The 23,531-nt window shown below is 70.4% G+C and carries 15 protein-coding genes and 2 pseudogenes; 8 read left to right on the top strand and 9 right to left on the bottom strand.

The window, feature by feature from the left end:
• Positions 1-57: 57 nt before the first annotated feature.
• From ACZ4Z3_RS39535 to ACZ4Z3_RS39525, 3 genes are all read left to right on the top strand, one after another.
• A complete protein-coding gene (locus ACZ4Z3_RS39535) occupies positions 58-858 on the top strand; it encodes a putative protein N(5)-glutamine methyltransferase (protein ID WP_468505591.1) in 801 nt (266 codons plus the stop codon).
• A gap of 129 nt (positions 859-987) precedes the next feature.
• On the top strand, positions 988-3,003 hold the full coding sequence (locus tag ACZ4Z3_RS39530; RefSeq protein WP_468505590.1) for an FAD-dependent oxidoreductase: 2,016 nt from the start codon (positions 988-990) through the stop codon (positions 3,001-3,003).
• 56 nt (positions 3,004-3,059) lie between these two features.
• Positions 3,060-3,689: a PadR family transcriptional regulator gene (locus ACZ4Z3_RS39525; protein WP_468505589.1), complete on the top strand. Its 630-nt coding sequence runs from the start codon at positions 3,060-3,062 to the stop codon at positions 3,687-3,689.
• Between the two features lie 68 nt (positions 3,690-3,757).
• On the opposite strand, the gene ACZ4Z3_RS39520 is transcribed toward ACZ4Z3_RS39525, so the two are convergent.
• Together ACZ4Z3_RS39520 and ACZ4Z3_RS39515 are read right to left on the bottom strand one after the other, a co-directional pair.
• Complete coding sequence (locus ACZ4Z3_RS39520; protein ID WP_468505588.1) at positions 3,758-4,291, bottom strand: hypothetical protein; 534 nt, start codon at positions 4,289-4,291, stop codon at positions 3,758-3,760.
• A 158-nt stretch (positions 4,292-4,449) separates the two neighbouring features.
• Positions 4,450-5,460 carry a fibronectin type III domain-containing protein gene (locus tag ACZ4Z3_RS39515; RefSeq protein ID WP_468505587.1) on the bottom strand — a complete coding sequence of 337 codons (1,011 nt, stop codon included), beginning with the start codon at positions 5,458-5,460 and terminating at the stop codon, positions 4,450-4,452.
• Between the two features lie 462 nt (positions 5,461-5,922).
• Here ACZ4Z3_RS39515 and ACZ4Z3_RS39510 point away from each other — a divergent pair, with 462 nt between their 5' ends.
• Positions 5,923-6,603, top strand: a complete 681-nt coding sequence (locus ACZ4Z3_RS39510; RefSeq protein ID WP_468505586.1) for a glycoside hydrolase family 75 protein — start codon at positions 5,923-5,925, stop codon at positions 6,601-6,603.
• A gap of 104 nt (positions 6,604-6,707) precedes the next feature.
• Here the strand turns inward: ACZ4Z3_RS39510 and dhaM are convergent, their stop codons facing one another.
• From dhaM to dhaK, 3 genes are all read right to left on the bottom strand, one after another.
• Positions 6,708-7,118: a dihydroxyacetone kinase phosphoryl donor subunit DhaM gene (gene dhaM, locus ACZ4Z3_RS39505; protein ID WP_468505585.1), complete on the bottom strand. Its 411-nt coding sequence runs from the start codon at positions 7,116-7,118 to the stop codon at positions 6,708-6,710.
• Entirely contained in the window at positions 7,111-7,719 is a 609-nt protein-coding gene (gene dhaL / locus ACZ4Z3_RS39500; protein ID WP_468505584.1) for a dihydroxyacetone kinase subunit DhaL, read from the bottom strand. The genes dhaM and dhaL overlap by 8 nt, the downstream gene beginning before the upstream one ends.
• 92 nt (positions 7,720-7,811) lie before the next feature.
• Positions 7,812-8,804 carry a dihydroxyacetone kinase subunit DhaK gene (gene dhaK / locus ACZ4Z3_RS39495; protein ID WP_468505583.1) on the bottom strand — a complete coding sequence of 331 codons (993 nt, stop codon included), beginning with the start codon at positions 8,802-8,804 and terminating at the stop codon, positions 7,812-7,814.
• Between the two features lie 804 nt (positions 8,805-9,608).
• Here dhaK and ACZ4Z3_RS39490 point away from each other — a divergent pair.
• Together ACZ4Z3_RS39490 and ACZ4Z3_RS39485 are read left to right on the top strand one after the other, a co-directional pair.
• On the top strand, positions 9,609-10,955 hold the full coding sequence (locus ACZ4Z3_RS39490; RefSeq protein WP_468505582.1) for an extracellular catalytic domain type 1 short-chain-length polyhydroxyalkanoate depolymerase: 1,347 nt from the start codon (positions 9,609-9,611) through the stop codon (positions 10,953-10,955).
• Between the two features lie 123 nt (positions 10,956-11,078).
• A pseudogene (locus ACZ4Z3_RS39485) lies at positions 11,079-11,534 on the top strand (hypothetical protein); the annotation flags it as partial.
• On the opposite strand, the gene ACZ4Z3_RS39480 reads toward ACZ4Z3_RS39485, so the two are convergent.
• Both ACZ4Z3_RS39480 and ACZ4Z3_RS39475 read right to left on the bottom strand, forming a co-directional pair.
• Positions 11,485-12,915, bottom strand: coding sequence for a glycoside hydrolase family 43 protein (locus tag ACZ4Z3_RS39480; RefSeq protein WP_468505581.1), 1,431 nt, complete (start codon positions 12,913-12,915; stop codon positions 11,485-11,487). The pseudogene ACZ4Z3_RS39485 and the gene ACZ4Z3_RS39480 sit on opposite strands and share 50 nt — an antisense overlap.
• Positions 12,916-13,385: 470 nt before the next feature.
• Positions 13,386-14,780 (bottom strand): AbfB domain-containing protein, encoded by a 1,395-nt coding sequence (locus tag ACZ4Z3_RS39475; protein ID WP_468505580.1) that lies wholly within the window; start codon positions 14,778-14,780, stop codon positions 13,386-13,388.
• Between the two features lie 1,291 nt (positions 14,781-16,071).
• On the opposite strand from ACZ4Z3_RS39475, the gene ACZ4Z3_RS39470 reads away from it, so the two are divergent.
• Both ACZ4Z3_RS39470 and ACZ4Z3_RS39465 read left to right on the top strand, forming a co-directional pair.
• The gene (locus ACZ4Z3_RS39470; protein ID WP_468505579.1) at positions 16,072-17,613 is read left to right on the top strand and encodes a family 43 glycosylhydrolase; all 1,542 of its coding nucleotides are present in this window, start codon (positions 16,072-16,074) and stop codon (positions 17,611-17,613) included.
• A 182-nt stretch (positions 17,614-17,795) separates the two neighbouring features.
• Positions 17,796-18,043: pseudogene (locus tag ACZ4Z3_RS39465) on the top strand (hypothetical protein); the annotation flags it as partial.
• A 933-nt stretch (positions 18,044-18,976) separates the two neighbouring features.
• Here ACZ4Z3_RS39465 and ACZ4Z3_RS39460 read toward each other — a convergent pair.
• Entirely contained in the window at positions 18,977-22,714 is a 3,738-nt protein-coding gene (locus tag ACZ4Z3_RS39460; RefSeq protein WP_468505578.1) for an nSTAND1 domain-containing NTPase, read from the bottom strand.
• A 550-nt stretch (positions 22,715-23,264) separates the two neighbouring features.
• On the bottom strand, positions 23,265-23,531 hold a 267-nt coding region (locus tag ACZ4Z3_RS39455), incomplete at its 5' end, for an HAD family hydrolase (protein WP_468505577.1).

Here is a 23,531-nt window from a genome sequence, read left to right as displayed (position 1 = left end):
CGGCCGGTAGGCCACCGCGGGAGCGCCCTTCGGCCCACCGAAAGGCTCTCGGCTGTCATGCCACCTCTCTCCATCGCCTCCGTCGTCACGGCCCTGCGCGCCGCGGGCTGCGTCTTCGCCGAAGAAGAGGCGGAGTTGATCCTCGCCACCGCACGGACCCCGGACGACGTCACCGCCATGGTCGACCGCCGCGTCTCCGGAGTCCCCCTCGAAGTCGTCCTCGGGTGGGCCGAGTTCGCCGGCCTGCGCATCGCCGTCGACCCCGGTGTGTTCGTGCCCCGCCGCCGCACCGAGTTCCTCGTCGAGCGGGCCCTCGCCGCCGTCCCCCACGCCTCGGTCGTCGTCGACCTGTGCTGCGGTTCGGGAGCCCTGGGCGCGGCCCTGGCCGCGTCGCTCGACGGCGTCGAACTGCACGCCGCCGACATCGACCCGGCGGCGGTGCGCTGCGCCCGCCGCAACATCGCCCCGTACGGCGGCCACGCCCACGAGGGGGACCTGTTCACGGCGCTCCCCGCCGGGCTGCGGGGACGCGTCGACATCCTCGCGGCGAACGTGCCGTACGTCCCCACCGGCGACGTACCGCTGCTGCCCGGCGAGGCCCGCGACCATGAGCCGCTCGTCGCCCTCGACGGCGGCAGGGACGGCCTCGACGTCCTGCGCCGGGTCGCCGCCGAGGCACCGCGGTGGCTCGCCCCCGGCGGCTGCCTGCTCGTCGAGACCAGCGAACGCCAGGAACCGCACGCCGTGGAGGTCCTCCGCGGTGCCGGCCTCATCGCCGCGACGGCCGTCTCGGAGGAGAGAGCCGCCCACGTGGTGATCGGCACCAGACCACGGGCAGCCGACCGGCACCAGACCTGAGGGCAGCTGACCGGCTCCCCGCCCATGGGCACCTCGTGTGGCCTTGCCCTCAGCCATTGTGCAACTAGTTGCACAAACCGTGTGGCGTCGTCTACAACCTTGGTGACGACGCCACGCATGGAGGCCCCGATGAGCCGTTACCCCCACCTGTTGAGCCCCCTCGACCTGGGCTTCACCACGCTCCCCAACCGTGTGCTCATGGGCTCCATGCACGTCGGCCTGGAGGAGGCGGAGCGCGGCTTCGAGCGGATGGCGGAGTTCTACGCGACTCGGGCGCGCGGGGGAGTGGGCCTCATCGTCACCGGCGGCATCGCGCCCAACGAGGCCGGACGCCCCTACGAGGGCGGCGCCAAGCTCACCACCGAGGCCGAGGTCGCCCAGCACCGCGAGATCACCGACGCCGTCCACCGCGAGGGCGGCCGTATCGCGATGCAGATCCTGCACTTCGGGCGGTACGCCTACCATGCCGACCTGGTGGCGCCGAGCGCCCTCCAGGCCCCGATCAGCCCGTTCGTGCCGCACGCCCTCACCGACGGCGAGGTCGAACAGACCATCGACGACTACGCGCGGGCGGCCCGGCTAGCCCGGCAGGCCGGGTACGACGGAGTCGAGATCATGGGCTCCGAGGGCTATCTGATCAACGAGTTCATCGCCGCCGGGACCAACCACCGCGACGACCGCTGGGGCGGCTCGTACGAGAACCGCATGCGCTTCCCCGTGGAGATCGTGCGCCGGGTGCGTGAGGCGGTCGGCGAGGACTTCATCGTCGTCTACCGGCTGTCGATGCTCGACCTGGTGCCCGGCGGCTCCAGCCTCGACGAGGTGGTCACCCTGGCGAAGGCCGTCGAGGCCGCCGGCGCCACCCTCATCAACACCGGTATCGGCTGGCACGAGGCCCGCATCCCCACCATCGCGACGTCGGTGCCGCGCGGCGCGTACACCTGGGTCACCAAGAAGCTCATGGGCGAGGTTTCCGTCCCCCTCGTCACCACCAACCGGATCAACACCCCGGAACTGGCCGAGGAGTTGCTGGCCGACGGATACGCCGACATGGTGTCCATGGCCCGCCCGATGCTCGCCGACCCGGACTTCGTCAACAAGGCCGCCGAGGGCCGGCCGGAGGCCATCAACACCTGCATCGGCTGCAACCAGGCCTGCCTCGACCACACCTTCAGCGGCAAGATCACTTCCTGCCTGGTCAACCCGCGCGCCTGTCACGAGACCGAGCTGGTGCTGTCGCCGACCCGGCTGCGCAAGCGGGTCGCGGTCGTCGGCGCGGGCCCGGCGGGCCTCGCCTGCGCCGTGAGCGCCGCCGAACGCGGCCACGACGTCACCCTCTTCGACGCCGCGAGCGAGATCGGCGGCCAGCTCAACGTGGCCCGCAAGGTCCCCGGCAAGCAGGAGTTCGACGAGACCCTGCGCTACTTCCGCCACCAGCTCGACACCCACGGCGTCGACGTACGGCTCGACACCCCCGTCACGGCCGACGACCTCGCCGCGTACGACGAGGTCGTCGTCGCCACCGGCGTCACCCCCCGCACCCCCGACCTGCCGGGCGTCGACCACCCCAAGGTCGTCGGCTACCTCGACGTCCTGCGGGACGGCGCCCCCGTCGGCGACCGGGTGGCGATCCTGGGTGCCGGCGGCATCGGCTTCGACGTCGCCGAGTACCTGACCGACGGCGGGGAGAAGACGAGCGAGGACCCGGCGGCGTACTTCCGCCAGTGGGGCGTCGACATGGACTACCGCGCCCCCGGCGGCCTCGCCGCCCCCGAGCGCCCGTCCCCGCCGCGCTCGGTCCACCTCCTCCAGCGCAAGACCTCCAAGGTCGGCGCGGGCCTCGGCAAGACCACCGGCTGGATCCACCGCACCGAACTGAAGCACCGGGGTGTCGTCATGGTCCCCGGCGTGCAGTACGACCTGATCGACGACGCCGGGCTGCACGTCACCGTCGACGGCGTCCGCCAGGTCCTGGAGGTCGACACGGTCGTGCTCTGCACCGGCCAGGAACCGCGCCGCGACCTCTACGACACCCTCGTCGCCGCCGGACGGACCGCGCACCTCATCGGCGGCGCGGACGTGGCGGCCGAACTGGACGCCAAGCGCGCGATCAAGCAGGGGACGGAACTGGCGGCGCGGCTGTAGCGGGACGGGGAAGCGTGGAGGGGTCGATGCTCATCGGCCCTTCCTAGGATGAGCGCATGTCACTCCCGCACGCGATCCTCACCGCCCTGCTCGAAAAGCCCTCGTCGGGCCTGGAGCTGACCCGGCGGTTCGACAGGTCGATCGGCTACTTCTGGTCGGCGACGCACCAGCAGATCTATCGCGAGCTGGGAAAACTGGAGGGCGAGGGCTACATCCGCGCCCTGCCCGCCGAACGGCCCGCACGGGGGCAGAAGAAGAGCTACGAGGTCCTCCCGGCGGGCCGTGAGGAACTGGCCCGCTGGACCTCCGCCCCCCAGGAGCCCAAGCCATGGCGTGACGCCCTCTTCGTACGGCTGCGGGCCGCGGCCGTCGTCGGCACCACCGGCCTGGAGGACGATCTGCGGCGCCATCTCACCCTGCACGAGCGGAAGTTGGCGGAGTACGGGGAGATCGAGAAGCGGGACTTCGGGCCGGGCAGGGACTCCGCCCAGGACCGCCTCCAGCATCTGATCCTGCGGGCCGGCATCGACCTGGAGACCTTCTGGACCCAGTGGCTGAGGAACGCCCTGACGGAGTTCGAGCGCCTCCCGGACGGCGGAACCTCGGATGCCGGAGTGCCGGACGGCGAAGCGTCGGGAGGCGGAGTGCCGGACGCCGGTGGGGGAGCGGCGGCCGAGCGGGCGTAGCCCGGCCGGGCCGTGCGAGCGCGAGCGGGCGGTCGTCCGTTGTCGCACGGCGACCGCCCGCCCGGTGTTCACAGCCGGTGCGGCTTGGCCCGGCGGCGCAGGTACCGGACCGCGGCCACCGTCCCGGCGGCCACCAGCGCGCCACCGCCCACCAGGGTGACGGTGCCGTACTCCTCGCTGGCCCCGCCCATACCGCCCATGACGCCCCGGGAGGGCGAGGCGGTCGCGGAGATCGTGGGCGTGGCGGCGGTGACGATGACGGACTGGGTGCCCGCCGTGGTCCCGTCCCGGCACACCACGATCACGGTGTAGGTCCCCGGGGTCACATTGGTCCATGAGGCCGACTGGCTGGTGCTCGTGCCCACGAGGGTCGCCTGGCGCCCCTGGGAGAAGTTCGCCTGCCCGCTCGCGAGCAGGGAGGCCGTACCGAACACGCCGTTGGTGCTGTTCGGGCAATCGCTGGTGGTGACGGTGACCGAGGACCCGGTGGTGCTCACCGAGATCCCCGCGGGGACGGCGGCCGACGGCGTGGCCACGGAGATCGGCAGCGCGGCGGCCGCCATGGTCAGGCCGGAGCGGAGGAGTAGCTGAGACATGCGCATGGGTCTGCCCTCCGGCGGCACGGTCGGCGGCACATCCCTTGCGCCGCCGGGGAACGGAGGACCCGTGCTGCCTCAGGGCGAGCCAACGTCCCTCACGCCGCGTCCGCATGCGGACAGCCACCGGGCAGGTGACGGATTCCGCCAGGCGGGGGACGTCCTCACCCTCCGGTGGTCACCGTCCGCTCCGCCGAGAACCCGCCCCAGGTGCCGTCCGGCAGCCTCGCCCGGATCCGCACACGGTGGGTCACCCCGGCCTCCCGGCCCGCGTAGAAGCCGTACGTGGCCCGGCCCCGCGGCGGGGTCCCGCCCCACACGAGCGTCGTGGCCGGCCGCCCGTCGAGCTGGATCTCGTACTCCGTGACCACCCCGTCGGCGCGCGGAGGCACCCACGACAGTTCGATGGCGTACGCCCCGTCGGTGAGACGCGTGGCGGCGCGGAAGGCGGTCGGCGCGGTGCCCGCCCCGGCGCCCGTCCCCGGCCGGCCCTCGTGCTGCCCGTCTCTCCGCTCGGTGGTGAGAGGCATGGCCCTGCTCACCGGTGACAGATTGTCCGCCGCGTCCCGCGCCCGCACGGTGAAGGAGTAGCGGGTGCCGGGCCGCAACCCCGTGACCACGGCCGCGGTCTGCTCCCCGCCCACGCTGTGGATCTTCGAGTCGCCTTGCAGGATGTCGTACGACACCACGTCCCGGTCGTCGGTCGACCGCTCCCAGGACAGCTGGACCGCGGTGCTTCCGAGCACCCGGCCGTCGAGGCGGGCGGGACGGCTGGGGGCCCGCCGGTCGGCGGCACCGTCGGCGGGAGTCGTGGCCCGCACCTCGGCGCTGGGCGGCCCGAGGTCCCCCGCGGTGCTACGGGCCCGGACCGAGAACACGTACGTGGTGGACGGTCGCAGCCGGGTGACGTCCACCATGTGCGCGTCGCCGGGCACGTCCTTCACCTTCCTCGCGCCGCGGTACACCTCGTACCCGGCGACCTCCGGCTCGCCGGACACCCGGTTCCACATGACGTGCACGCTGGTCGCGCTGCCCGCGGCGGCGGTGACCCCCGGGGGAGCGGGCGGCATCCGGCGACCGGGGCTCTCCCGCGTCCCGCAGGAGACGGTGAGGAGCAACGAGCAGCAGACCACCAGAACAGGCAACGACACCGGCACGGGAACGCGTCGCACCATCCAGCCCCCTCGATCGTCGGCTCCTCGGAGGAAGGAGCGCCGGCGGTACGGGTGAGCAGGCGTCACGACGCTCCCCTGCCACCGGATTGGTCTGTACCTATCTTCTGTATGTATGCCACGCTGACGCGCCCACATCAAGAGGGTGGGGGTGAGGTGAAGGGGTGATCGCTCGGTTCACGGCGCCGCCCGGGGCTACGTATGCTGGTGTCCTGACGCGGCGTGAACTCACCCGCACGGATGGGAAGTTCGCGTCGTACGGTGCGGGCCGCTGTCGTCGCCCACCCCGCGCCGACCAGGGCGGCCGAGCGGCCGGGACCGACACCGGGCCGGGCCCTCGGCCGCGTCCTCGTGCGGAGGACGGTGTGCACCGTCCGGCCCCCTACCAGTGGCCTTCCTCTCCCGCCCACTCCACCGTGGGGTGGTGAGTGACCGTCAGTGTCCCCTAGGAGAGGGTCCCTTATCGTGCGTGTCCGGTCGTTGACGCTGGCCGCCGCCGGCGCCGCCCTGTTGGCCCCCGTCACCCTGCCCGCTCTGGCCCACCAGCAGTCCATAGAGCGTGAGGGTGCCGTGACGGCCACGGAGCTGCTGGCGAAGGTCCGTGGCTGCGTCCGGGTGTCGGCGGGGCTCTACCGCAGCGACGCCGACGCTCCCGCCGACATCCCGGTCTGTGGTATCGACGGGGCGGTGTTCTGGAAGGCCGACATGGACATCGACTGCGACGGCCGCCCGAACGCCCGCTGCAACCGGACCACCGATCCGTGGTTCCAGCCCACGACCTCCTACCAGCAGTCCGACGGCCGCTACCTCAATGCCGCGAACCTGCCGTTCGTCGTCCTCCCCGCCCCGAGTTCCCGGTGGGACTACCGCAAGCACGGCATCAAGGGGGGTTCGGTCGCCGCCGTCGTCCACGGGGACCGCGTCCAGTACGCCGTCGTCGGTGACAACGGCCCGCAGAACATCATCGGCGAGGCCTCGTACGCCACGGCCGAGGGCCTGGGCATCCGCCCCGACCCCACCACCGGCGGCGTCACCTCCGGGGTCACCTACATCGTCTTCGAGGACACCAAGGTCTCCCCGATCGAGGACCGCAAGGCGGCGGTGGAACAGGGGGAGGCGTTGGCACGCGAGTTCGTACGACCCTGAAGGCGGTGACCGGACGCGGCCCTACGGGGGAGAGCTGCGCGGAGAGGTGAGGCGTACGTCAGGGGCCTGCCCGCCCGGAGCGGGCGGGCGGGCCCCGGCGGCTGTCATTCCTTCCGGTACGTGTACGCCTCCGACGCGGCGGCGGCGACCGCCGCGAGGTCGGCGCCGGTGGAGGCGGTGACGACCGCGGCGACGGCGCCCTCGACGAACGGCGCGTCGACCAGACGGGTGCCCTCGGGAAGTTCGTCGCCCTCGGCGAGCAGGGCCTTCACGGTGAGGACGGCGCTGCCGAGGTCCATGAGGACGGCGACCCCGGCGCCCCGGTCCACGGACGCGGCAGCCGCCGCGATCAACTCGGCGCTGGTGCCGAGCCCGCCGTCCGCGGTGCCGCCCGCCGGGGCGACCGGTACCTCGGCACCCGCGCCCGCGAGCCCCCGCGCCAGCTCGGCCACCGAGGAGGCCACGGCGGCGCTGTGCGAGACCAGCACGATGCCGACCGGCTTCTCGTCAGGCATGGGAGCCCTCCGCGGTGTCGGCGAGGGCCGCGACGAGCAGCGCGGCGGATGTGGCGCCGGGGTCCTGGTGTCCGATGCTGCGCTCACCGAGATAGCTGGCACGGCCCTTGCGGGCCTGCAACGGTGTGGTCGCCAGGGCGCCCTCCTCGGCGGCGGTCCGTGCCGCGGCGAAGGACCGGTCGAGCGCGTCGACGGCCGGGACCAGCGCGTCGATCATCGTCTTGTCTCCCGGTGCCGCCCCGCCGAGCGTCATCACCGCGTCCACACCCGCCCGCAGCGCGGCCGCGAGGTCGGCGTCGCTCACCTCGGCCGCGTCGCCGAGCGCCTTGCCGGTGCGCCGCAGCAGCGTGCCGTACAGCGGACCGGACGCCCCGCCCACCGTGGAGATCAGCTGACGCCCGGCCAGCACGAGTACGGCTCCGGGCGTGTCCGGGGCCTCCTTCTCCAGGGCGGACCGCACGGCGGTGAACCCGCGGTGCAGGTTGCTGCCGTGGTCGGCGTCCCCGATCGGCGAGTCGAGCGCCGTGAGCCGCTCGGCCTCGCGTTCCACCGAGGCCGCTGTGGCCGTCATCCAACGACGGAAGAAGTCGGCGTCGAGCACGGAATCTCCTTGCGTGGTACGAGAATCAGCGGACTGAGCCTTGAGGGCCGTACCCCCGCACGTACCGTACGCACCGTGCGAGGGCCGACGGGTCACATCCCCCAGCGCAGCCCCGGTGTCCTCACGGGCGCGTCGTACAGCCGGAGCGTCTCCTCGTCGATCTGGCACAGCGTCACCGAGGCGCCGGCCATGTCGAGGGAGGTGACGTAGTTGCCGACGAGCGTGCGGGCGACGGCGACACCGCGCTCGGTGAGGGCCCGCTGCACCTCGGCGTTGAAGCCGTACAACTCCAGCAGCGGAGTGGCGCCCATGCCGTTGACGAGGAGCAGGACGGGGTTGCGGGGGCTCATGTCGTCCAGGAGGGCGTTGACGGCGAAGTCGGCGATCTCGCGGGAGGTCATCATGGCGCGTCGTTCACGCCCTGGCTCGCCGTGGATGCCGACTCCCAGTTCCAGCTCGCCGGCGGGCAGATCGAAGGTGGGACTGCCCTTGGCCGGGGTCGTACAGGCGGTGAGCGCCACGCCGAAGCTGCGGGAGCTCTCGTTGACCTGCCGTGCCAGGGTCGCGACCCGCTCCAGGGGCTGCCCCTCCTCGGCGGCGGCGCCGGCGATCTTCTCCACGAAGAGGGTGGCGCCGGTGCCGCGCCGCCCGGCGGTGTAGAGGCTGTCGGTCACGGCGACGTCGTCGTTGACGAGCACCTTGGCGACCTGGATGCCCTCGTCCTCGGCGAGCTCGGCCGCCATGTCGAAGTTGAGCACGTCACCGGTGTAGTTCTTCACGATGAACAGCACACCGGCGCCGCTGTCCACGGCCGCCGCGGCCCGCACCATCTGGTCCGGCACGGGCGAGGTGAACACTTCCCCCGGGCAGGCCGCCGACAGCATGCCCGGCCCCACGAACCCGCCGTGCAGCGGCTCGTGCCCCGAACCGCCCCCGGAGACCAGCGCGACCTTCCCGGCGACCGGCGCGTCCCGCCGCACGACCACCCGGTTCTCCACATCCACCGTCAACTCGGGATGAGCAGCAGCCATACCCCGCAACGCGTCCGCGACGACGGTCTCCGCGACGTTGATGAGCATCTTCATAGGTGCCTCCTGAAGAGGATAGCGTTCAGGCTCTGGACCTGCGTTTTTGCCAGGTCGGAGTCCACGAGGTCGGTTTTCGATCTTGGCGGTTCGTGTCGGTCCGGGGCGGGCCCTGAGGGAACCCATGCTGACCCGCTGCTGACTTCGGTGACGGCCCGTCAGGTCCAGCGGTTGGTTGGTCGTGTGACGATTGCAGCTCCTGCTGACGGCAGTATCGGCCTTGCGGCAGCGAAGGTCACGCAGCCGGTGCCCGAGCGGCGACGGATGGGCCCTCAACAGCGGTCCGCCCGCGCTTCCCCCTGTGGGACATGAGACGGACCCCCGTCACGGCGGCGACCTCCACGACTGGGCGCCGGGGCACCCAGCCTGAGCCATATCGCGCAGAACGCAGCAGCTCTACCGCGACGTGGTCGACACGACGTACTCCTCGACGCGGCCCCGCAGTCCCGCGCGCACCTGGACGGCCTGCTCACCCCGCCTCTCCGCCGCAAGGAACCGGCGGCCCCTCGCGCCCTCTGGAGCGTTCTCCCAGCGCGAGAACGTCAGGCGCCGAGCCACCGGGGGCGGCGTCCAGACGAAGCCGTTCACCACAGACCACGGGGTCAGTGGTGCCTTCGCCGAGTGTCGAAGCGCTTCACCCACCAATCCGCGCCCTTGAGGTTTCTCGGGGGAAGCAAGAGGCATATAGGCCACCAACCTTACCTGTCCCGGCCGTTGACAGCATATCCAAGCCAATGGGAGCGTCGAAGCGCTTCACCAACCGGTTCTCCCCCAGCCGCGTCGGATGCCAGAAAGGACACCGTCATGGCCCGGAAGTCCAAGAAGAGAAGCGTCAGAGATGTACTGATAGCCCTGCTGATGGCGATCTCGCCGCTGATCGGGGCGCTCGGGCTGACCGGCGCGTCGGCCACCGCCGCGTCGGCCGCGTCCCTGACCGAGGTGACCAACTTCGGCAGTAACCCCGGCAACCTGCGGATGTACGTCTACAAGCCCGACAGCGCTCCGGCACGCCCGGCGGTGGTGGTGGCCGTGCACTACTGCACCGGCACGGGGCCCGCCTTCTACTCCAACACGGAGTTCGCCCGCCTGGCCGACCAGTACGGGTTCATCGTCGTCTATCCGGACGCGAACGTCAGCGGGCAGTGCTTCGACGTCTCCTCGCCCCAGGCGCTCAAGCACGACGGGGGCAGTGACCCCACGAGCATCGCCCAGATGGTCCGCCACACCGTGCAGAACATGAACGCCGACGCCGGCCGGGTCTACGTCACCGGCGCCTCGTCCGGTGCGATGACGACCAATGTCATGCTCGGCGCGTACCCCGACCTGTTCAAGGCCGGCGCGGCGTTCATGGGCGTGCCGTTCGGCTGCTTCGCCACCACCGACGGCTCCGGCTGGAACACCGACTGCGCCACCGGCAGGATCAGCAAGACCCCGCAGGAGTGGGGCGACCTCGTCCGGAACGCGTACCCCGGCTACACCGGCCCCCGGCCGCGGATGCAGCTGTGGCACGGCACCGAGGACGAAGCGCTGTACTACGCGAACTTCGGTGAAGAGATCAAGCAGTGGACCAACGTGCTCGGGGTGAGCCGGACCCCGGTCTTCACCGACTCCCCGGGGTCCAACTGGACTCGCACCCGCTATGGCTCCACCGGCGCGCAGGCACCGGTCGAGGCGAACAGCTTCCAGGGTGTCGGGCACTCCCTGCCCGCCAGCGGCATGGCGGCCCGCGCCATCACCTTCTTCGGACTCGACGGCTCCGGCGGCGCCACCACGGGGCCGGTCCGCGCCACCGGTGCCGGCAAGTGCCTGGACGTGCCCGGATCTTCGCGGACCAACGGCACCCAGACGCACATCTGGGACTGCAACGGTCAGACGAACCAGACCTGGACCAGCACGTCGACCAAGCAGCTCACCGTCTACGGCGGCGCCAAGTGCCTCGACGCGGCCGGCACCGCGGCCGGCTCCAAGGTCGTGATCTGGGACTGCAACGGCGGCAGCAACCAGCAGTGGAACCGCAACTCCAACGGCACCATCACCAGCGTCCAGTCTGGACTGTGCCTGGATGTGACCGGCGCCTCCACCGCCAGCGGCGCACTGGTCGCACTGTGGGACTGCAACGGCGGCAGCAACCAGCAGTGGCACCTCGGCTGACACTCCCACCCAGGACTGGAGGGCTTCTCGAAACCACCCTCGGTTTCGAGAAGCCCTCCAAGCTCAGCACCGCATGGCACCTTGGATGCGGTGCGTGGGTGACATCGCGCGTACCCGGGCTTCCTCGGAACGGACGACTCCTACCTGCTGGAGGCCCTCGGCAAGGCGCCGGAACGCCTCCGCGGCGTGGCCGTCATCGACCCCAGGACGCCGGCGGAAGAACTCGACCCGCTCGCGGAGGCGGGCGTGCGCGGGATCCGCCTCAACAATGGGAGGAGCTGGAACCATGGCTGCTCCGCCGACCCGGCGCGGTGGTCGGCTGTCATCTGGGACTGCCGGCCGCCGCGTCGCTGTCCTACCCCGGCTCCGCCGCGCTCTCCCCCCTCGCGACAGCAGCCGACGGCCACTGATCGGTTGCCGCGCGTGGTGGTGTCTCTCGCCTGCGTGGGCATGCGGAGCGCATGGGGGCGAAAGGAAGCGGATGCCGGCGCTCTCCCGTGGAGGCGCCGGCGTCCTTGTCGCTGTCGGGTCAGTTCGTCACGCGGAAGGTGGCGTCGCTGCGTCCTGCCGCGGTGGTGATCGGGTCGAGCTTCAGGTAGTAGGCGTAGTGACGGATGTACCGGTCGGGGTGGTTGTAGGACTGGAAGGAGGACCAGGTGGAGTCGGCGAGGCCCGCTACCTGACGGAAGGTGGCGTCGGCGGCGAACTGGGCGGTGCCGTCGTTGCGGACCAGCTGGAAGTCGTTGTTGGCGTGCCGCAGGAAGTAGCCGCGGTAGTTCACCGACTCGAAGGAGACGGTTCCGGTGCCGGCCAGGCCGGGCCGCAGCCGGAACTGGGCGTCCGGGCCGGTGATGTTCTGGTCGATGCGCACGTCGAAGGAGTAGTGGCGCACGTACCGGTCCTGGAAGTTGTACGACTGCAGCCGCTTGGCCGGGATGTCGCTCCAGCGGGCGAGGACGCGGGAGTCCTCGGCGGCCGTGAGGTTCAGGATCGAGCCGTGGCGCTTCTTGAGGGCGCCCATGTTGTAGCTTCCCGACGCCGGGAGCCGGTAGGTGCCGGTGGCGGAGGGGTTGGTCGTCGTGACCGGCATGTAGCCGCGTCCTGAGGAGTACTGGTCGAGGTAGAGCGCCCACTCGTTGCGGTCGCGGAACTTCATCCACATCGGACCCTCGACCTGGGCACCGGTCAGGCCGATGCCGGACAGGTTGCCGAGGTTCGTCCACGTCCCGAGGATCGAGTTGCTGCCTTCGAGGGTGATCTGTCCGTCGCCGGAGGCCCGCACGTAGCGGTAGTTGCCGACGCCGGCCGGCATCTCGACGATCTGGGTGTCGATGATTTCCTGCATGCCGGGGCGCTCGATGTAGGTCTGCGGGGTGGTGATGGTGCGGAAATCGCTGGTGTGGGCGTAGTAGATTCGGTGCTTCTTCACGCCGTTGACGGGCTTGTTCGTCGCCCAGTACAGGATGTAGTCGTTGGTCTCGGGGTCCCAGATCGCCTCGGGGGCCCAGGCGTTGCGTCCGTCGGGGATCGCGCCGGCGACGTTGAGCAGCCACGGCTCCGACCAGTTGATCAGGTCCGTCGACTCCCACACAACCAGGTTGCGGCTGCCGTTGTTGATGGAGGTTTCCCAGTTCTGTCCGCAGCTGATGCACAGGTCGGTCGCGATGATCCAGTACTTGCTGCCGTCGGGGGATCTCACCAGTGCGGGGTCGCGCACCCCCTTCGTGCCGACCGTGGAACGCAGGGCTATTCCGCCGCCGTTGAGGTCGGTCCAGTTCAGGCCGTCCGTGCTGTAGGAGAAGTAGATCTGCTGGCCGTTCGAGCCCTCCCCGATGAAGTGCGTCATCAGGTAGCCCGGGTCGGCGGCGGCCGCACGCTCGGGTGCGGCCAGGGATTGAGAGGTGAAGAGCAGGCAGGCGGCGACCAGTATCGCCGCCAGCCGCGAGAGAAGCGTGCGCATGTACGTTTCCTGCCTTTCTACAGGTGCCGCGTCGGGGTGGAAGCAGGGTGCGGTACGCGCGACCCCTGGAAGCCGGTGACTGTGCCGCAGGAGCGTTGCCCGAGCAGGGTCGGGTACGCGGCCGAGGCGCCGACGCTTTGCCGCCGTGGCGGGCTCTGAGCTCACAGGGCACGGGACGGGTGGGTTGGGGTGCGCTCGGGGACTCGGGCAAGACTGCCCCCTACTCGGCGGGGCGGCGCCGTCATGCGGGGGACGTCGGCGGGGGAGAGGCCGGGGCGGGCACGTGCCGGTGTGCAGGGCGGCGCCACCGACCTGAGGGATCGCGGGCGGCGTCGACGCCGACTTCCACCAGCGTCGCGTCCAGCGTGTCCCGGCTGCCCCACGGGACGGGGAAGACCAGCCCGTTGAAGTCGTCACCGTCCCGCCGCCTGGTGCGGCCAGGCGACGGGGCGGTGGACTCGTCCGGTGGGTCAGTGGACGATGTTGAAGGTGGCGTCGGCGCGGCCGGTCGCGGTCGAGATCTCGTCGAGGCGCAGGGCGAACGCGTAGTGCCGCAGGTATCGGGTCGGGAACCGGGCCGAGCGGAACGAGGACCAGTTTCCGTCGGCGAGGCCGGCGACGCGGTGGAACGTGGCGTCGGTGGCGAAGGCGCCCGTGCCGTCGTTGCGGACCAGCTTGATCACGAAGTCTTCCTGCTTCATGTAGTAGCCGGGGAAGTTGACCGACTCGAACGACACGCCGTTGGGGTCGGACAGGCCGGGCCGCAGCCGCCACTGCGCGTCCTGGTAGGGGTCGAAGGGCAGTTCGCTGATACGGCCGGCGTTGTTCTCGTGGCGGGCGTAGTGGCCGGGGAAGTTGTACGACTTCAGGAGGTTCCAGCTGGTGCCGCCGTACCGGGCGAGGAGGCGGTCGCGGTCGGCGGCGGTGATCGGGTGGACTGTGTTGTGCTTGGCGTTCAGCGGCGCGGTGTACGACTGGCGGCCGACCTTCGTCCACGCCCCCGACACCAGGTCACCCTCCCACAGGTCGAACTTCGCGTTGGGGCAGAAGGTGTCACCCCACAGCGACCAGGTGGACGAGGTGAGCGACTTCACCAGCGTGGGGGCCTCGGTGCACCGGTTCTCGGCGACGCCGTCGGTGTACTTGGTGAAGCTGCCCGGTTCCACCGACGTCGAGCGCGCACCGACCAGCCGGCCCGTGGCGTTGCTCTTGTAGTAGAGGTAGTTGGATCCGTTGACGCCGGTGACGACGTGGGAGTCGATGATGCCGGAGCCCGCGTCGTGGAACACCACGGGGTCGGTGGCGGTGACGAAGTCGGTCGTGTAGGAGACGGCGATCACCGAGTACGACTTGCCCTGCGGGACGGTGGAGAACGTGATGCCGTAGGCGCCTCGGACCGGGTCCCAGTGGATCGCAGGGGCCCAGCTGTACGAGTTCGGGTTGGTGGCGTTGACCTTCAGCAGCCGGTCCGCCGACCAGTTCACCAGGTCCGGCGAGGTCCAGACGTGGATGTTCTGGTTGGCCTTGGTGAAGCTGCCGCCCACGGGGATGTCGGTCGCGAGCACGACCCAGCTGCCGTCGCGCAGCCGGTACAGGAACGGGTCGCGGATGCCCTTGGTGCCCGCGGTGGGAGTGAGGACCGGGTTGTTGTCGTTGAGCGGCGTCCACTCCCGGCCGTCGCCACTCACCGCCAGGTGCACGGCGTTGACGTTGCCCGCGCCGCTGAGCGACTCCTTGAAATAGCCCATCACATAGGCGGAGTCGGCGTCCGCCGCCGCGGCCGTCTGCGCGGGCACGGCCACTCCCGTGGCCAGCGCCACCAGAGCGACGAGGAACGCCGCTCTCCTGATCAGTCTTGCCAGCAAGGTCTTTCCTCTCGATGCGGTTCTCACAGGCGTGCGGCACCGATGCCATCCCTCCGAAGGCGAAGGAGCGGGAGGGCGCCGCGGGTCCGTCGGTTCAGTTCGTCAGGCGGAAGGTGGCGTCGCTGCGCCTGCGGCGTTGAGATCGGTCAGTTCAAACCGTCCGCTCCGTGCGGAAGGACATCTGCTGTTTGGTCGGGCAGGCCGCGACCGATATCGCCGCCGGCCGGGAGAGAACCGCAGGCATGTGCGTCTCCTGTCCTTGATGCGGGTGTGACGATCAGGTGGCGGTCGGGGTCGAGGCACTCGCGGTCGCCCGTAGCCGGGTGAGAAGTGAAGGGGCAGCGTGGGCGCAGCTGCCCCGCCTTGAGCCGATGACGGGTGCGCAACACGGGTCGGCTCGCCCGAGAACGTCTATTCGTTATTTCGAACGCCGTACGGAACTTCGGCCAGAAGGTAAACTTCCCGTTAGAGCCACGTCAAGAGAACCGGCCAGTTCCGTCACACCGTTTCCGACGGGCGAGGCGCCGCATCCCGCCGTGTGGGCGGGGCCGATGCTGTCGGCGAGCGGCGGAAGCCGAATCGCCGTACCCGGAGGGCTCTTGTCTCGGGCGGTGTGCGCTCAGGGTCGCCATCCCAGGGCCCGTCCACGGCTGGACCGGTGAGCCGTTGGCCGCCTTCCGGTCGTTGACGTCGATGGCCCGACAGTGCAAGCCGAAGGATTGGCCAGGTCGCCATGGTGATGACGACGAGTCAGCACAGGAGTCCTGTCACCGCAGTCCGGGCAATGGGTCCAGGGGTCGCACCATCGTCTCCTGGGCCGCGTCATCGATGTCGCTGAGGTCCCGCGTCATGCCTGCGGGTAGTCCGACGCGCTGGTGGGGCAGGACAGGTGGTGTCCGTTCTGTGTTTTTCGTTATGGGTGGATGTGCCGACGCGTCCCCCATGCGTACGACCCAACCTTCCGGACGCGGTGACAGCACTCCTCTTGACATGCCCTCACGTCACCCTCTAGCTTTTGGCCGAATTTGCGAACACTGTGCCATATTTCGAACAAGTTGGCCTTGGTGCTCCCTTGCTCCGCGTATGGGGGCAGGGGGCGATGCGATGTGGACCGCGCAACCCGCATCCGCCACATCTGTTCCAGGCCTTGGACCGGCCGACCGCCGTCGACACCTCCGGGACGGCCGGACGCGACGCTGCCCAGAGCACGCCGCCCAGCACGCATGGCCGTCGGCTCCGTCGCCCTTCTTCCTTCTCGCTCTCCACGACACGAAACAAGGATGTCTCTGTCATGAGCAGTACGCCCGTAATGGCCGGTGTGGAACAACTACGGCCGCGTGCTTGGCAATACGTGCGGAGGGGTCCCTCGCTCGTCCGCCGACTCTTCACGACGGCGACGGCGCTCGTCGCCCTCGTCGCGGTCGGTACCGCGGTGGTCGCGCCCGATGCGCAGGCGGCCACGTCGACGTTCACGAACCCGCTCAACAGTTCCGGTGCCGACCCGTACATGACCTACTACAACGGCAACTACTACCTGATGACGACGCCGTACAGCGGGCCGCTGACGATGCGGAAGGCACCCACGATCGCGGCGCTCAAGTCGGCCGCGCCGGTCCCGGTGTTCAGTGCCCACGCCGCCGGTCGTGACCGCCAGGTCTGGGCTCCGGAGATGCATCTGCTCGACGGCCCCAACGGCAAGCGCTGGTACATCTACTACTCCGCCGGTGGAGGCGACATCGAGGACCAGCGCGTACACGTGCTGGAGAGCGCCGGCACCGATCCGCTCGGCCCGTACACGTACAAGGGCATGATCTTCGGCGCGAACAACTGGTGGGGTATCGACGGCAGCGTCGTCACCATCGGCGGCCGGCTGTACTTCGTCTGGTCGGGGGTGCCGACGCCGCAGTGGGCGGGGTCCAACCCGAGCATCTACATCGTCGCGTTGAGCAACCCCTGGACCGTCACAGGCCCGCGTACGCAGATCTCGACACCCACCCTCGCCTGGGAGACGCAGCGCACTCCGATGAACGAGGGCCCGGTCGCGTTGCAGCACGACGGGAAGACGTTCATCTCCTACTCGGCGAGCGCCTGCCAGGGGCCGGACTACAAGCTGGGTCTGCTCACCCTCACCGGAAGTGATCCGCTGAGCGCGAGTTCATGGACGAAGGGCAGCGAGCCCGCCTTCCAGCGAAGCGACGCGAACAGCGTGTACGGTCCGGGCCACAACGGCTTCTTCAAGTCCCCGGACGGCACCGAGGACTGGATCGTCTACCACGCCAACACCTCGTCCACCCAGGGCTGCGGCGCCACCCGCACCACCCGGATCCAGAAGATCACCTGGAACCCGGACGGATCGCCGAACCTCGGCGTGCCCGTGGCGACGAACACGGCGCTCACCGTGCCCTCCGGTGAACCGGCGGTGACCTACTACCGGTTGGCCAACCGCAACAGTGGGAAGGTCATGGACGTCCAGGCGCCCAACACCGACGACGGCGTGAAGATCGGCCAGTACACCTGGACCGGCAGGCCCTGGCAGCAGTGGCGCTTCGTCGATGCGGGCAACGGTTACTTCCAGATCGAGAGCCTCAACAGCGGCAAGTGCCTGGACGTGAACGCCGCCTCCACCGCCGACGGCGCCGGCGTCATCCAGTACCGCTGCCACACCGGCGCGAACCAGCAGTTCTCCTGGGTCGCCACCGACGGCTACTTCCAGCTCAGGGCCCGCCACAGCGGGAAGTGTGTCCACGTCGCCGGCGCCTCGACCGAGAACCTCGCCCTGCTCGAACAGCGCACCTGCGGCACGACGGCCGGCTTCCAGTGGTCGCGTTCCTGACGACCCGCTTCCACCCCGTCACGGCACCAACAGAACACGAAGCACACCCAGGGTCTTTACCCGGCCGGCGGCGATACTGGTCTCCGCCGGCCTGTTCTTCGCCTTCCAGACCTTGAGAGGCCGTTCTCCGTCGTCGCGGAAGTCCAGGCTCGCGGTCGGCCGAGATGTCGCGGGGGTGACGGATGCCGTCGACGCGGGCGGTCCCGGAAGCACGCAAGAAGGCCGTGGCGGTGCGGGTGGAAGAACTCGAAACCGGGTTGGAGCGGGTGCGGGCGGCTCCGGCGGAGGCGGAAGAGGTGCTCAGGCACCGGGTGATCTGCGTGGAGCAGTATCTGGAGGCACTGGCCGAGGAGGATGCGCCCGCCACAGTGGCCGGCGGGGTGTCGCGCAGAAACCGGCGGGACCGCGGCGGGCGGTGCCTTGTCGGCAGAGGAACCGCCAGTCAACCCACTCGAACTGCTCACGCAGCCGCTCCCGTACGGGTCGCTCATGCCGACCGGCAGGGACGACCCGATGAACTCTCACTCATCAGCGGTGAGTTGCGCACGCGTCACACAGCAGTCCTCTCGGACCAGCACCTGGCCCCGGGCTTGAACGCAACTGAAGACACGCAGGCGCATTGCCCTGTGACTGCTCCGACCACCGCCGGGTGCGTCGCACCGCCCGGTACTCAGGACCAGCCCGTGACGGGTTGGAAACTCCTGTCGGCGCGGAACAGGTCGGTGGGGCAGGTACGGCCGCGGTCGTTCTCCCTCATCATCCGCCGGATCACCCCGCCCCATGTCCAGATTCATGACCCGCGTACGCAGTAGTCGTATGACCGACCGGACAGGTCCTAATTCCGCATCACGTCGACCTGCTGTGGGGTGAGGAAGACGGCGGGCCCGTTGCCCATGCCTCTCGCGATGCGGGTGGCGATGGGGCGGGACCGGGCGGCCTCGGTGAAGTCGATGTTCGCTTCTTGTCGACGGCGGTCTCGGTGTGGGACGCCGGATGATCCGCCGCCGTCGGGTCCTGCCTGTGGCTGTCCACCCAGTGCAAGGTGATCACCATAAATCCGAGAAGGACGGACAAGGCGACCACGGCCAGGACGCTGGTGGGCAAGGTGTGCTCCGGACTGTTCGACGTGCAGCAGTCTCACTGACTCTCACAGCCCGGAGGTTGTTTGACAGGTCCCTCTTGCCGCCGCGTACAACTCCGGAGAATCGATTTCCACATCCCTTGTCCCGAGATGGGTTGATATGGCCCCTCATCTCCGGCCACCGGCTTTCACCCCGAGGGCCGCGACGGAGCGGACGGGTGCAGTGCGCGCGAGTGACGGAGTGCCACCGGCGCGGGCCACTTGGATGATCCACGGAGAGGATCAGGGGCAGACCCTCCGGTACGGCCGGTCCGGGACGTAGGTGCGCCACTGCGCCCGGGTCAGCTGCGTGTTACCGGTACGGGCGCAGACGAGGGACACCGCTCGATCGGGGTCCACGACGTACCGCTGGAGCGGTACGCGCTTGCCGCCCGCGTACAGCAGGGTGCTGTCCGGGCTGAAGGCCAGGGTGGCGATGCTGCCACCGGGCGTGGGCAGAGGCGGACCGAGGGGTTGCTGGGTCGCGATGTCCCAGAGTTGGAGGGTGCCCGCGTCGCCACCCACGGCGAGCGTGTCGCCGTCCGGGCTGAAGGCGAGAGCCGTGATCGACTCGCCTGAGTCGGAGGACGGATCCAGAGGCCCCGGGAAGACGTTCCTCAGGATGCCCGCCTGGTGCCGGAGGTCGCCGTCCCAGAGGGCCACTCGCCCTGTCCCGGCGCCGGCCGCCAGTGTCGAGCCGTCGGGGGCGAAGGTGACGGCGTAGATGCGGTCGCGTTGGACGAGGTCCTGGGTCTGGGACCGGCCCGCTCGGACGACGCGGTTGTCGGTCACCAGGAGCCTGCCGTTGCCGCTGACGGCCAGACTGTAGCCGCCCGGGCCGGGGAGGAGCGCCGTCCTCCGCTGCCGCTCGGTGTCCCATGTCTCGTTGACGGAGCCGTCCTCGGTCGAACGTGCGGTGAGGAGCGTACGGCCGCCCGGTCCCAGGGCGATCTCGTCCACGGACACCCCGGACGCCGTCGCCAGGTCCACCGTGGTCTTCGCGCGTCCGGCGGTCACGTCCCACACCGTCAGACGCTGAGGCGTCGCGTCCCCGCCGAAGACGGAGAATCCGTACGCGAACATGCCCCCGTCGGGGCTGAAGGACAGCAACGGCTCGACGGCCTCTGCGGGGACCGTCGACTCGCCGGCGCGGGAGACGGGACGTGGCGGGGCCGGCAGGGTTCGCAGCAGTCGGCCGTCGCGGGTGTTGCGCAGCTGGAAGGTGTAGCGGTCGCCGATACGTTCGGCGGTGGCGAGTGTCCTGCCGTCGGGGCTGAGCCGGACCCCGGCGAGCGGACGCGTGCGCCAGGCGGGGGTGAGCGTCGCGGTGAGGTCGAGGGTGTGGACCGTGCCTCCTTCGAGGTACCGCAGCAGGGGCCGTTCGGAGTCCCAGGCGAGACCGGAGAGCGACGAGCTGGGCAAGGGGTGCCGGAGGACGGGGGCGCCGCCGCTGGGTATGCGCCACACTCTTATCTCTTGGCCGCTGCTGGTCGCCAGGAACGAGCCGTCCGAGCTCACGACGGCCGACAGGACTCCCGGGTGGGCGACGTCGGCGAGTTCTCGTCCCGACGTCGTGTCCCATACGCGCACCCGGCGGTCCCCGGTGAGAGCGAGGAGCCGACCGCTGGTGAGGCCGATGCGGGTGCCGTCACCACAGACGCCGCGAGCGCTCGTCCAGGCGCCGGACCGGACGCCGCGCGTGGAGGTGTCCCAGACCCGCGGGGATCGGCCGCGCGGGCAGACGGCCAGTAGCCGGTCGTCGTCGGCCGCCGCGTCGGCGAGCTCCCCGCTGCCGGCCGACGGGGTCTGGAAGATCAGATGGCCGTCGGTGACGGAGTAGAGTCCGGCCCGGTCGTCCAACAGGCTCCTCACCAGGTAATTGCGGCCGCTCGCCCCGAAGCTCACGGTGTCCCTGAACGGCAGGAGACCCCCGATCCAGCGGCCTGTTCGGGTGTTCCACAGGCGCTGGGTCCTGTCAGTGGTCGAGATGAGGAGCACCCGGCCGTCCGGACTCGCGTTGAGCACCGACCCGTGCGGTAGCGGCCCCGAGGCGATACGGCGGTGGGTGCCCACGTCCCACGTCCGCCAGGTGTTGTCGCTGGTGCTGAGCAGACTGTGCCCGGAGCTGTCGAGGAACCGCGTCGGTTCGTCACCGGACGCCGGGTCGGTGAAGTCGCCCAGTTCGCGCTGGGCCAGCGAGCCCAGCAGGGCTCGGCGGGACTCCGGCAGGGGAGAGAGACGCCATGCGGCGACGCCGAGCAGCATCGCGGTGCGCGGGTCGGTGGAGCGCAGCGCGTCGGCGACCGCGGCCACCCGGCGGGCCGCCGTGTCGGTGGTCTGCCTCTCGCTGTCCTGCCGCAGTCGTACGGCGGTCAGGCCGACGACCAGCGCCACCGCCAGCACGGCGCAGAGCGAGGCCATGAGGGTGCGGCTCCGACGGCGGGCCCGGGTGGCGGTCCGCTCCTCCGTCGCCCGCTGCTCCGCCGAGGCGACCAGGAAAGCCGTCTCCTGCGACGTCAGACCGTCGTGGCCGCCGTCCTCGCCGTCGTCGCCCGCGAACAGTTCCTCGGCCCGCGCCAGGCGGGTGCCCCGGTACAGCGTGCCCGGGTCACGGTCGTGCTCCAGCCAGGTGCGGGCGGCGTCGGTCAGCTGCCGGTGGTGGCGCAGCCGCTCCCGGTCCGCGTCGATCCACTCGCGCAGCCGGGGCCAGGAGGTGATGAGCGCCTCGTGGGCGAGCTGCACTCCGTCGTCGTCGGTGGTCAGCAGCCGCGCCCGGGTCAGCCGCGACGCGACGGCCCGCACGTCGGCGTCCTGCCATCCGGCCATTTCCTCCCGGCTGAGCGGGCGGCGTGTGTCGGCGTTTCCCTGGCCGGGCTCGACCATCCGCAGGAGCAGGTGCCGGGCGGCGTGCGCCTGGGCCGATGAGAGTTCTCCGTACGCCTTCTCGGCGCTGGCCGCGATCGCGCCGCGCACCCCGCCGGCCGCCTCGTACGCGGCCAGGGTCAGCATCCGTCCCTTGCGCCGCCGCCAGGTCTCCAACAGGGCGTGGGACAACATCGGCAGTCCGCCGGGCTCGTCGAGAACGTCCTCGACGATCCGCGCGGTCAGGGCCCGCTCCACGATGAGCCCGGCCGCCTGCGCGGGACCGATCACCGCCTCGCGCAGCTCGTCGGCGGTCATGGATCCGACCAGCAGCCCGCTCCCGTGCAGCGCTTCGGCCAGGCGCGGGTGCTCGGCGCACCGTGCGTAGAAATCGGACCGTACGGCGATGAGCACGCGCAGTCGGCTGCCCGGGGCCCGCGCGGCGAGCAGGAGGTCGAGGAAGCGGTCCCGCTCGGCCCGCTCGCGGCAGAGGGTGAAGACCTCCTCGAACTGATCCACCACCACCCAGCACTCCGGATCGTCGGCCTCCGGTGTCAGCAGATGTCCGTAGGTGGCGGCGGGCCGGTCTCCCGGAGTGAGGATCCGAACGACGGCCCGACGTCCCGGCCGCGCGATCCTCTCCTGCATCACGGGAAGCAGTCCGGCCCGCAGCAGGGAGGACTTGCCGCTGCCGGACGCCCCGAACACCACGGCGAACGGGGACCCCAACGCCAGCTCGCTCAGCTCGTCGACCAGCCGGTCCCGGCCGAAGAACAGCTCACGGTCGTCCGGCTCGAAGCGCGCCAGGCCACGGTAGGGCGGGGCGGCGTCGGCCTCCTCCGGCCTCTCCTCCCCGGCCAGCGCCTCGGCCTCCGCCCACCGCGCCTCCCACGGAACGGGGTCGGCGCCACATGCCTCGACGTACGCCCGGAACACGGCCAACGACGGCAGTCGCTCACCGCTCGCCGCTTTCGCCAGGGTCGTCACCGAGAAGCCGGCCTTCTCCGCCATGGCCCGGTACGACACCCCACCCGCCGAACGGCGCAGCTCCCGAAGCTCATGAGCGAGCCGCTGCACCGGACCCGCCGCCGGGTCGACCGGTAGTTCAGGACGCCCCATCGGCGAATCCTCTTTCGCATGCAAGAAAAAAGCTGATCAGCAGCACAAGGTACTTTTCGTTTCCCGCAGGCGAAAACATTTCCGACTGTACTGTTCCCCCGAGGCTCACCAAGCCGGCGACGCCCGGAGGGGTGTCATCGGCTATCGGACGGGCAGCCCGCGCCCTGACGTCGGCGACGCGCCGCTGGGGTCGTCGGCCAGAGCCCGTGCCATGCCGGTCTCCGGGAGCCCGAGTGTGAGCAGTGCGTGCCTGCTCTGGTGAGAGAGCCTCTGGGCCCGCGCAAGGCGAGATCGAGGTCAACAGGGTGGGGCCTGGTCCGGGGCCGCATGTGCGCATGGCCCGGTGGAGGGGGGAACAGGGCAGCGGCGAACCCGATCAGCAGCACCGCGCAGATCAGCGCCGCCGTAGGTGGGTGGTCGAGTGGACGTTGTCATGGCTGTCCCGCTACCTCAGACTCACCCACCGCTACGAGCGTAATCCTCGCAACTACCCGGCCTTCTCAGGCTGGCCGCCGCGGTCTGCCGCAAGTGCCTCAGTGAGGACGCCGTTTTAGACAGTAGGGCGCGGGAGGCCGAAGAGGACGGGCAGGTCGGCGATGTCGGTGATCCGCTCGTAGCCGAGCCAGTGCTCGTCGTGCTCCCAGCCGCGGTCCATGTACACCTTGTTCTCGATGCCCACGATCGCCGCGGAGCGATGGTCGTACATCGGGCTGGCGGAGACGTGCACGAGCTCGTCGGGTGTCACACCAAGCTTGTCGAGCATGTAGTCGAACGCGCCGAGTCGCGGCTTGTAGACGCCCATCTCCTCGGCGCTGAT

It is taken from the genome of Streptomyces sp. NPDC030296, from assembly GCF_055572815.1.
The sequence above is the reverse complement of the archived record's forward strand: the minus strand, read 5'-3'. Positions and strand labels throughout refer to the sequence as shown.